The following is a 10,914-nucleotide window of genomic DNA, read 5'->3' on the forward strand; positions in this document are numbered from 1 at the left end:
GGAAGTAGCTATTATTCTACCTACTTCCTACACCATAAAAATTTCCATCAAATTAGGTATAACACAGGCGATTACCAGGGATGCGATTAATGAAGGCTATACTTTTTCGGGCAGTTTTTTTGAGAGCTTAAGCCGATATGTGTTACCGAAAGCATTATGCTTAGATGAAGGTGATGATGATGCACAGGCAGGCTATGAGTTCATTTTTTCAAAAATGAGGCGGATGAGAGAGAAGATGCTTGACCAAAATGCCGGGTATGGATACAAGTATACCTGTGATATTTTCTCCGATATAGGCATTAAACCACCGCTCATGCTACTTGGTACAGAAGAAGCAAACCGGATTGCAAATGAAGAAGAGGGTAAAAGGATCAGGGAGTACATGGATGGGTTCTATGGAAAGATTACAGGTGAGTAGGAATATAGGCTTGTTGATTGTCAGGTTTCGATGGTATCATTGTGAATGTTTATCACTAAAAAAGAGGAGCAAAAATGATTGAACTGTTCTTAACCTTTGCAAAAATCGGAAGCTTTACCTTCGGGGGAGGGTACGCCATGATCTCCCTTATCGAAGACATTTGCGTAACAAAAAAGAAATGGATAACTCATGATGAGATGATGAATATGATTGTCATCGCGGAGTCCACCCCGGGCCCCATCGCCATAAACTGCGCCACCTTTGTGGGCTATAAAATAAACGGATTAAAAGGCGCCTTTGCCGCGACACTTGGCGTAATCCTTCCTTCATTTCTGATCATATATATCATCTCCTGTTTTTTAAGCAATTTTATGGAGATAAAAATAGTTGCCGATGCCTTCAGGGGCATCAAGCTTGCAGTGGGTCTTTTGATTTTCGATGCCGGAATAGGAATGCTTTCAAAAATGAAAAAGAAGCCTTTTCCCATCATTATTTTTTCTTCATCAATGCTGCTGATGCTTTGTTCGGAGCTTCTGGGATTTAAGGTCTCCACAGTTATCATGATGATGACGGCGGGTTTGATCGGTCTCATCTGCAACAGTTTACAAAAGGTGAAAAAGTAATGCTTTATGGAACTAAACAACCTTCCGTGTCAGATCCTTTTTACTCACTTATACCTGCACTAAAGAAAGAGAAACCAACCTATGATATATCTTGAACTATTACTGGGATTTCTGCAGATAGGAATATTTGCATTTGGTGGAGCCTATGGTGCAATTCCTCTCATACGTGACGTGGTCATGAACTATGGATGGATCAGCGAGGATCAGCTCACCTATATGATTGCCGTAAGTGAAAGTACACCCGGTCCTATCATGGTGAATATGGCCACCTATATAGGAAGCAGTCAGGCCGGGATATCCGGTGCCCTCATAGCAACTACCGCTGTCGCTTTACCGTCATTTATCATAATACTTATCGTTTCAACCATACTGAAGAATTTTACGGACAATCCGCATTTCCAGGCAGTGCTCAAAGGCATTAAGCCCTGCATCATCGGTATCATCATATCCACAGGGCTTTATATGATCATAAATAACTGCCGTTCCGTAGATGGCCTTAGCTATGTGAATATCCTGATAACACTGATCCTTTTTATGTTTATGCTGCTGCACAAACGCTTCCTGAAGAGGAAGGCTTCCCCCATACACCTTATAATATTTGCGGCAGTACTGGGTATAGTATTTGGATAAACATGATCATCACTGCTTTATTATCTTTGATTGTATAAAAACATCACAACTGCTGCACCGATAATCAGGAAGTATCCCACTACGCTCCAAAGATCCGGGATATCACCGAACAGGAGGAATCCGAAGACTGCTGCCCAGAGCACCTGAGTGTAATCATAGACGGAGATTTCCTTTGAGGGTGCATGACTGTAGGCAGCAGTAACAGAGAACTGTGCTGCCGTTGCGGATGCTCCGGCAAGGAGAAGCATAGAGAGCTGATGCATACTCATAGGATGATAATTTATTGCAATATAGGGCAACACCGAAAGGCAGGAAAATGCAGAGAAAAACAGCACTATAGTTGCGCCCTTTTCTCCCCGGAGCCCCGCCAGCCTTACCAGGGTATATGCAAGACCTGCTGTGATGCCGCCCATAAGTCCCAAAACCGAACCCAAAAGATCCATATTGTCGGGTGAAGGCTTCACCACAAAAAAGCAACCCGTAAATGCTATCAGGATGATCAGAAAGTGTATGGGCTTCAGCTTTTCCTTCAAAATGAAATAAGAAAAAATGAGGACCATGAAGGGCGCCATCTTATTCAGTATCGAAGCATTGGCCAGGGGCAGATGATCCACTGCATAAAAGTTACAGAGTATACCGATGGTTCCGAAAAAGGATCGTCCTAAAAGGACCGGGAGGTTCCTTTTTTGCGGGTGGAAGCCCTCACTGCTTTTTATCAGCATGATAATGGCTACAAACACAGCCACCAGATTTCGGAAGAAGCTTTTCTGTATGCTTGGCACGTCACCCGAGAGACGTACAAATATGTTCATGAGATTAAAGAAAAAAGCGGAAGAACAGATATATAGTATTGCTATTGATTTCTTCTTTTTCATAAGGCCTCCTGTATCGTGAATACCTTATATATTAATCCAGTGATGATCCCCTGACAATTCATAGGAAGGCTGGAAGGATCTTTACTGGAATGACCAAACTTATCAGACAATTAACAGATGATAATCATGGCTACGAATACTCAGATATAGTAATATTATCATTAAAAAGCGAAAAAGATTCTATAATGAACGAAGTAACCAAAATTTCAGGAATACCTATTACACGTGAGAAAAGCAATTCATCTATACTGTTTACAACCGCTAGCAAATTCAAGGGATTGGAAAGCAGGGGTGTTATTATCAAAAACGTACGATGTTAACAGGATTGGGGAATTAAGTAAGAGTTGGGGAAGTATTATCAAATCCTTATAGAAGCAGATTATATAGCAAATGCTACGGAAAACGGGTACAACCGGGAAAACATCGAGAATTTTATGAGTAAAATAATGAAAACAGAAAGCGGAAAAAGACTGGCACAGGACATATTTTGTCTGTAAGAGAAGCCATACTTGAAAGGATAAAGGAAAAATGAGAACACGGGAAGAAGCAATAGATGACATGATACTGGCACTTATGTATCTTACACGTTTTAACGACGGAGAGGGCAGGCCCTTCAATGAACTTGCGTGGAAGAACTATGATTTTGATGCGATGGATAGACTTGATAAGGAAGACCTTATCATTAATCCAAAGAATAGGTATGCATATCTTACGGAGAAAGGCCGTGAGAGGGCAAGGCGGATGCTTTCGGAACTAGGTGTCAAAGAACCGGGGATATATAAACGTTTTGAGTTTTGTGAAATCAAACCTGAGTTATCAGATGAAGTTGTGAAGATCGAACAGATATGCTTCCCTCCAAATGAAGCATGCACCCCGGAACATATGAAGGCACGTATCAAAGTTGCGCCGGATCTGTTTTTGGTGATTAAAGACAGGGAAAATGATGGAAAGATTGTAGGATTCCTGAACGGCATAGCAACAAATGAACGTATATTCAGGGATGAATTTTTCACTGATGAAAGTCTTCATGAGCCTGATGGAGAAACAGTAATGATTATGGGCCTTGACGTCCTTCCGGAGTACAGAAAAATGGGCCTTGCCAGGGAACTTGTATTTAACTATTGCAGGAAAGAACAGGCTCGCGGACGGAAGAGACTTGTACTGACATGTCATAAGGAAAAGATAAAAATGTACAGGAAGTTTGGTTTCTATGACCTGGGAGAGTCTTCATCCAAGTGGGGCGGTGAAAAATGGCATGAGATGGAGATAAGGCTTAATTTCTAGATGAATTGAGGCGACAATGTATGTACAGTATCAAGACTAAGAGAATTTACGAAGCGCCAGAGGAAAACGACGGGATAAGGATACTTGTTGACCGGCTATGGCCAAGGGGAATAAAACTTCTTAGGGAAGATGGTCGTATTTATTTGAGCAAACGAAGTTCTTAAAGTGTTGAAAGACCGAAGAAGAAAAGGGAGAGATGATCTTCGATAAGGACTGCAGCGAGGTTTTGAAAGCAGATATCTTATTCATGAATCTGGATGGCAGAGTTCCTGATGAGGGGGCCTGTGTGGAACTTGGTTTAGCCTATGCCAATGGCAAGCGTTGTTATGGTATCAAAACGGATGCCAGATCTGTAGAACTTGACCTTGATCTCAACCCTATGATCAGTGAATGTTTCATCGAACTGTTTAAGAACTATGATGGAGATGCCCTGGTGGAGGAACTCGAGAAATACCTGTCGGAAAATGAACTGTAGAATAATGAAAACAAAAAATGGAAAAGAATGGCACAGGGCATAGTAATGCCAAGGTGTTAAAGGAGATGTTGTTATGAAAAAGAAATGTATCATGATAATTGCAGCCGCTGTTGCTGCATCGCTTTCTGCATGTGTAGGCAATAGCAGTATCGCAGTACCTGAAGCAACTACCCCGGTAGAATCAACTGTTGCCGAAGCAATCGATGAGCCTTCGACTCAGTCCGGCGCAAATAGGCCTGAGGACGAAACAATACCTGAGGAAAAGATCGATATCGATATAAGTGACTGCAAGGATTTTGATCAGGTTATCGATAAACTCGCAGCTGATATGGGATATGCTGAGATAAAGATGGGTGGTACAGATGTGCTGCTTGTGACTCCCGGAACATTTAAAGGTGATGATCAAGGTACCAGAGCTGCTACTATAGCAGAGGTATACTGGATCGATAAAGATAATAATTTAAAAGATGGTGGGCATGTCAGATCCGGAGGCACTGCGAATCCCCTCACTGCCGCAGGAGATTACATTTATGCCAGCGGACATCATTATGTAAAGAGATATACATTAAAGGATGATAGCCTGATGATCGATCTGGAGGCTTCAGAAAAGTTTGATGAGAAGGGTAATGTCACCTATTACCTCTATTCAGAACTTCGGGATGTTGATGCAGAGGCTAATGGAGAAGTTAAAGACGATTCTGCGCTCAATGATTTAAATAAAGAAATGTGGGAAGCAGATATCATCGGATTTACTGTAAAAAAGTAAGTAACAATAGGTGAAAATGCATTACACAAAAATCCTGATTTTGAGAATATACCGTGCTTCAGATAATGAGCATTATCACCTGGTCATGGCTTTGGGTATTTAGCCCTTTGTGGCTAAGTATGGCTCTATGCTTTATTCTGGTGTTAGTGGCGTTAGTCCATGGTTTAATAATGCGGTGAGTTGTCTGTAGTGATTTGGATAAAGTCTGAATTTGTTATGTAAAAGTTTAAACGAGGAAAATATGATGAAAAGCTATCGTTTTTCAGAGCTAGTGGAAAAAGAAAAAGCATACGGGAAATGCCCCCGGGCAGCACAATCAAACGTATAGAGGAAAGAGCCTACTTCATGCAGGATCATGCCTGGGTAAAGAATAAAAAGCCGAGGCTTATAGAGGATGCCCATCCTCATTTCCATTATGTCTATGGTATTGGCGATAAGGCGCTGGATGTTTCGCAAGCTTACGGTGTAAGTATTGCATATTCGGATATCAGTGATCCCTCTGCAGGTTACCACCTCAGGTATTTGTATACAGGTAAAGATGTCGAGATCCCGGATTGACAGAATGCCATGGTCATCAATTAAGCAAATTCAAGTTTGTAAGAGGCAAGCTCTTGATAAAGTCATCAAATAATAATATGAAACACATGATTAAATATATATTGATGCTCTGCATTGTTTTTTCTCTTTCAGGGTGTGGGAGCAGGAACGATAAAACATCTTACGATCCAAATCTTATAGAAAATATTGTCGAAGAAATGGCAGTGGATTACGGTACCTACGGTGCGGAAGCAAATGACAGGATAGGAAAACTGTTGAAGGATTTGACCGATGCAGACAAAGTTACAGGAGCGCGGTGGAATGAAATCATGGATTTATGGAGTTCCGAGGAGCTTGGTCAGCCACTCCATTACGATATCTTGCCGGATGGTCTGCCCGATACGGATGAACTCTGTATCGTTGTTCTTGGTTTTCAGCTGAATCCTGACGGAACAATGGAAGAGGAACTTGTTAAGCGCCTTACCGTTGCTCTTAACAGTGCAAAAAAGTATCCGAATGCGTATATTGTCTGCACGGGAGGCGGAACAGCTTCCGAAAACGAATCCGCTTCAGAAGCCGGTGAAATGGCGAAGTGGCTTATTGAACAGGGAATTGAGAAAAAGCGTGTCATTGTGGAGGACAATTCCATAACCACTGCTCAGAATGCCATTTTCACCTATGACATTTTGACATCTCTCTACCCGTCAGTAAAGAAACTTGCAATCGTGTCGAGCGACTATCACATTGCGACAGGGGAGTTGCTTTTTAAGGCTGAGTCGATCCTCAGGGCTAATGCTCCGGGTAATGAAAAACTTGAGGTGATCTCCAATGCCGCATGGAAGGCACCTTCCGGATCGCTTTCTACCATGTTTCAGGCAGGAGCGCTTATAGAGCTGTTCGGGGACGTGGAAACGGCTTTCGATATCTATTATGACAATTATGATATCCACGGGCTGCCTCCGCTTCATTGAGATATTATACAGATTAAGCATAGTTAGTATCTGGAGGAAAGATTGTGACAATAGCAGAGGTTTTGAGAAAGATGATTGCTTATTCCAATGGCAACATCCATGACAGTGACCATCTTATCCGCGTATGGACTTATGCAAAAAACCATCGGAGAATTAGAAGGGATTGATAAGGACACACAGTTTATCCTTGAAGTTGCCGCGATCGTCCATGATATTGCATGTCCCATTTGCCGTGAAAAGTATGGAAATACAAACGGAAAACATCAGGAAAAAGACTGGCACAGGACATATTTTGTCTGTAAGAGAAGTCCAGCTTGAAAGGATAAAGGAAAATGAGGACACGGGAAGAAGCCATTGATGACATGATACTGGCACTTATGTATCTTACACGTTTTAATGACGGGGAAGGCAGGCCCTTCAATGAACTTGCGTGGAAGAACTATGATTTTGATGCTATTGAAAGGCTTGATAAGGATACTTGTTGACCGGCTTTGGCCAAGGGGGAATAAAGAAAGAATCAGCGGCAATTAATGCATGGGAAAAGGAAATTGCGCCATCTAATTCGGTTTGTACTATCTTATCATAAAGGCCGGTAGTCCATATCAGGATCCGACAGAGGAACTTCGAATTCAGTACGCAATCAATATGGGTATCGGGGAAACGCTTATTGGAAATGGATTTTTAGTATTTATCCTGGGACTCATTGGAAGAATAACCGCATTTGTATTGGGGCGAAAGATAAAAAGGACAATGCTGTCATCATAGAGTTTAAATCAAAGCGCAGAAGTGAAAAAGGAAATACTCTTGAAGAGCTTTGCGACATGGCATTAAAACAGATAGAAGACAAAAAGTATGAGTCAGAGCTTCTGAGCGCAGGTTATGATAAGGATAAGATAAAGAAGTTCGCTTTTGCGTTTGAAGGCAAGGAGCTTCTGATAAAAGAGGGCTGATACATTTTTAGAATCATATGAGATTGAATAGCTACAAGAATGTGCATAAATAGCATATTCAGGAAAGGATAAAGCTGCGATGAAGTCATTTAATACAAGTGCGGTATGCATACCTGAAAAACACTATATGGTGGATCTCTCCGAGAGGGTGAAGGAAATAAAGAAGATGGTTGATGCAGGTAAGTATTTCACCATCAACAGGGCGAGACAGTATGGAAAGACAACAACGCTCAATGCACTTTCCGGATATTTAATGCCGGAGTATTTGGTATTGAATCTAAGCTTTGCGGCTATCGGTGCCGCAGGTTTTGAAACAGAAGAAGAGTTTGTAAGGGCATTTATTCGTCAGATAAAACGACGAATAAGATCAGGCTTTATAATTCCCGGTGATATCAAAGAACAATTTGAAGATTACATGGCAAGAAAAGTTGATAAAGCTAAGCTTGATGAAATGTTTGATACGTTGCTTGACTGGTGTGATGAGTCTGATAGAAAGATAGTCCTGATCATAGATGAAGTTGATAGTGCAACCAATAATCAGGTATTTTTGGATTTTCTTGCGCAGCTTAGGGACAACTACATAAACAGAGATACTATGGGAATAAAGACATTCCAATCTGTTATCTTTGCAGGTGTCACGGATATTAAGCATTTGAAGAGTAAGATACGCGAAGAGTCTGATGCAAAACAAAACAGTCCGTGGAACATAGCCGCCGATTTCGATATAGACATGAGTCTCTCAGAGGCCGGAATCAGGGGAATGCTTGATGAGTATGAGGGAGACCATCATACGGGCATGGATACAGCGGAAATTGCAAAGCTAATCCATGATTATACAAGCGGATATCCGTTTCTTGTGAGCAGGATATGTGAACTGATTGATACCAGGATATCCCAAAGCATGAGTTTAAATGAAGCCTGGACCGCAAGAGGCATGGATGAAGCTGTTAAACTGATTCTCAGCGAGAAAAATACGCTATTCGAGTCATTGACAAAAAATCTCAATAACTATCCGGACTTAAAGGCATCGATCCGAAGCATCCTGATGGAAGGAACGAGACTGACCTGGAATGTAGATCAGGAAGACATTTCTATGATGCAAATGTACGGACTCATCAAAAATGATCATAACGTTGTGCGGGTGGCAAATCGAATTTTTGAAACGAAACTGTACAATCTGTTTCTTTCAGAAGAAGAATTAAAGAGCAATGTTTTTGCCCGGGAAGGTGATCTGGCCAAAAATCAGTTTATCATGGACGGAAAGCTGAACCTGCGACTGATTCTGGAGAGATTCATCGTGACCTACACAGATATATGTGGACAATTGGTTGACAGATTTAAAGAAAAAGACGGAAGGGAACTGTTCCTTCTGTACCTGAAACCGATCATCAACGGAACAGGAAACTACTATATCGAAGCCCAGACACGAGACATGACAAGAACTGATGTCATAGTGGATTATCTAGGGCAGCAGTACATAATTGAGCTGAAGATCTGGCGTGGTGAAAGATATAATACTGAGGGCGAGAAACAGATACAGGAGTATTTTGATTACTGGCACCTTGATACAGGATATATGCTGAGCTTTAACTTCAATAAAAACAAAGAGCAGGGCGTGAAGCGCGTCGAAATATGTGACAAGGTACTGTTTGAAGGAACGTTGTGAAATGAATCGGAAAAATGAATCGGGAAGAGGTGTAATCAGATGTTAAAGACAGTCGGACTTGGAATACAGGATTATGAAAAGGTCATAACTGAAAATGCTTTTTATGTTGATAAAACCAGGTTTATTTCTGAATGGTGGAAAAGCAGTGATGATGTAACATTGATCACCCGTCCCCGACGTTTCGGAAAAACACTGATGCTGAGCACAGTGGAGAAGTTCTTCTCGGTGAGACAGGGAAACAATGAGGAACTCTTTAAAGGACTAAATGTTTCCGAAGACACAGAGATGATGAAGGAGTGCGGCAAGTGGCCGGTACTCTTCGTTTCCTTTGCCAATGTTAAATCAGATACTTATAAGGGAGCATTACAGCAGTTTAACATAATCTTCAGTAAACTCTTATCTGCCTTGGAATTCATGAAGGGTAAGTTTAGTTCTGCTGATTTGGATTTTTACAATAAGATTTGTATCGACATGGATCCCGGAATAAGCTCAAGCTGCCTTGGGTATTATTGTAAGTGGCTAAGTGATTATTATGGAAAAAAGGTCATTATCCTGATTGATGAATACGATACACCTATGCAGGAAGCCTATGTCAACGGATACTGGGATGAAATCACCGGATTCATGCGGAATATGTTTAATGCGACATTAAAAACAAATCCGAACCTTCAGAAGGCACTTTTGACAGGGATCACAAGAGTCAGCCGGGAGTCATTGTTTTCTGACCTTAACAATCTGAAAATTGTGACGATTTCATCGGAACAGTATGCTGATTCATTTGGCTTTACCGAGAAGGAAGTGTTTGAATCACTTGATGCTTATGGATACGGAGCCGAAAAGGAAAAGGTGAAGGCGTGGTACGATGGGTTTAAGTTCGGAAGTACTGAAGGAATATATAATCCATGGTCCATCATTTCATTTCTTCAGACCGGTAAATACGAGGCTTACTGGGCCAATACAAGCTCCAATTCACTGGTGTCAAAGCTTGTGAAAGAAGGAAGTGTTGAGATAAAGAAGTCCTTCGAAAACCTGCTGCAGGGAGGTAGTATCAAAACAGAAATAGATGAACAGCTTGTATTCGGAGAAATGGACGGAAATGAAAAAGCTGTGTGGAGCCTTCTTTTTGCCAGCGGATATCTGAAGCCGATATCTGTAGAGGGGGAAGGCAGTAAGGCTATATACAGTCTTAAACTTACAAATCATGAAGTTAGGGACAGCTTTGATCTTCTTGTCAGAAGATGGTTCGAAAAATCTGATGCATATTACGGCTATTTCGTAAAGGCTCTTCTTGAAGGAAACATAGACGACATGATGGATACCCTTTCGGAAATCTGTGAGGATATGATAAGTTCCTTTGACGGAAGCGGAAAGTCTGCTCCGGAAAACTTCTACCACGGGCTTGTGATAGGGCTTCTCGTGGAGCTAAGAGGCAGATATGAGATAAAGTCAAACCGTGAAAGCGGTCTCGGCCGTTATGATGTGATGCTGCGCCCGAAAGATAAAAAGGACAATGCTGTCATCATAGAATTTAAATCAAAACGCAGAAGTGAAAAAGGCAAGACTCTTGAAGAGCTTTGCGACATGGCATTAAAACAGATAGAAGAAAAAAAGTATGAGTCTGAACTTCTGAGCGCAGGTTATGATAAGGATAAGATAAAGAAGTTCGCTTTTGCGTTTGAAGGCAAGGAGCTTCTGATAAAAGAGGGCTGATACTTTATC

Annotated in this window: 13 protein-coding genes and 1 pseudogene; 13 read left to right on the plus strand and 1 reads right to left on the minus strand. The window is 41.5% G+C overall.

Annotation, left to right across the window (positions count from 1 at the left end):
* Positions 1 to 223: 223 nt before the first annotated feature.
* From G625_RS0102695 to G625_RS0102705, 3 genes are all read left to right on the plus strand, one after another.
* Complete coding sequence (locus tag G625_RS0102695) at positions 224 to 418, plus strand: hypothetical protein (protein WP_156884997.1); 195 nt, start codon at positions 224 to 226, stop codon at positions 416 to 418.
* Positions 419 to 492: 74 nt separating this feature from the next.
* Positions 493 to 1,041: a chromate transporter gene (locus G625_RS0102700; RefSeq protein WP_029199891.1), complete on the plus strand. Its 549-nt coding sequence runs from the start codon at positions 493 to 495 to the stop codon at positions 1,039 to 1,041.
* Between the two features lie 81 nt (positions 1,042 to 1,122).
* Positions 1,123 to 1,671, plus strand: coding sequence for a chromate transporter (locus tag G625_RS0102705; protein WP_029199892.1), 549 nt, complete (start codon positions 1,123 to 1,125; stop codon positions 1,669 to 1,671).
* Positions 1,672 to 1,691: 20 nt separating this feature from the next.
* Here G625_RS0102705 and G625_RS0102710 read toward each other — a convergent pair whose 3' ends face one another.
* Positions 1,692 to 2,546, minus strand: coding sequence for a DMT family transporter (locus G625_RS0102710; RefSeq protein WP_029199893.1), 855 nt, complete (start codon positions 2,544 to 2,546; stop codon positions 1,692 to 1,694).
* A gap of 528 nt (positions 2,547 to 3,074) precedes the next feature.
* On the opposite strand from G625_RS0102710, the gene G625_RS0102720 reads away from it, so the two are divergent.
* The 10 genes and pseudogenes from G625_RS0102720 to G625_RS0102770 all read left to right on the plus strand — a co-directional run bounded on the left by G625_RS0102720 (position 3,075) and on the right by G625_RS0102770 (position 10,905).
* Entirely contained in the window at positions 3,075 to 3,830 is a 756-nt protein-coding gene (locus tag G625_RS0102720; RefSeq protein ID WP_330364945.1) for a DUF6429 family protein, read from the plus strand.
* Positions 3,831 to 3,850: 20 nt separating this feature from the next.
* A complete protein-coding gene (locus G625_RS23420; RefSeq protein ID WP_198014830.1) occupies positions 3,851 to 3,994 on the plus strand; it encodes a DUF488 family protein, N3 subclade in 144 nt (47 codons plus the stop codon).
* Between the two features lie 26 nt (positions 3,995 to 4,020).
* Positions 4,021 to 4,305, plus strand: a pseudogene (locus G625_RS18045) (nucleoside 2-deoxyribosyltransferase); the annotation flags it as partial.
* A 73-nt stretch (positions 4,306 to 4,378) separates the two neighbouring features.
* Positions 4,379 to 5,071: a hypothetical protein gene (locus G625_RS0102735; protein ID WP_029199895.1), complete on the plus strand. Its 693-nt coding sequence runs from the start codon at positions 4,379 to 4,381 to the stop codon at positions 5,069 to 5,071.
* 297 nt (positions 5,072 to 5,368) lie between these two features.
* Entirely contained in the window at positions 5,369 to 5,629 is a 261-nt protein-coding gene (locus G625_RS0102740) for a hypothetical protein (protein ID WP_029199896.1), read from the plus strand.
* Between the two features lie 86 nt (positions 5,630 to 5,715).
* On the plus strand, positions 5,716 to 6,579 hold the full coding sequence (locus G625_RS20885; protein ID WP_198014832.1) for a YdcF family protein: 864 nt from the start codon (positions 5,716 to 5,718) through the stop codon (positions 6,577 to 6,579).
* Positions 6,580 to 6,911: 332 nt separating this feature from the next.
* Complete coding sequence (locus G625_RS22245) at positions 6,912 to 7,064, plus strand: DUF6429 family protein (protein ID WP_156884999.1); 153 nt, start codon at positions 6,912 to 6,914, stop codon at positions 7,062 to 7,064.
* Between the two features lie 240 nt (positions 7,065 to 7,304).
* Positions 7,305 to 7,529: a PD-(D/E)XK nuclease domain-containing protein gene (locus tag G625_RS22945; protein ID WP_256377616.1), complete on the plus strand. Its 225-nt coding sequence runs from the start codon at positions 7,305 to 7,307 to the stop codon at positions 7,527 to 7,529.
* 79 nt (positions 7,530 to 7,608) lie between these two features.
* Complete coding sequence (locus G625_RS0102765; RefSeq protein WP_029199898.1) at positions 7,609 to 9,195, plus strand: AAA-like domain-containing protein; 1,587 nt, start codon at positions 7,609 to 7,611, stop codon at positions 9,193 to 9,195.
* 39 nt (positions 9,196 to 9,234) lie between these two features.
* Entirely contained in the window at positions 9,235 to 10,905 is a 1,671-nt protein-coding gene (locus G625_RS0102770; RefSeq protein WP_029199899.1) for an AAA family ATPase, read from the plus strand.
* Positions 10,906 to 10,914: the final 9 nt, after the last annotated feature.

Source organism: Oribacterium sp. NK2B42, assembly GCF_000424445.1.
Taxonomy (GTDB): Bacteria; Bacillota; Clostridia; order Lachnospirales; family Lachnospiraceae; genus Oribacterium.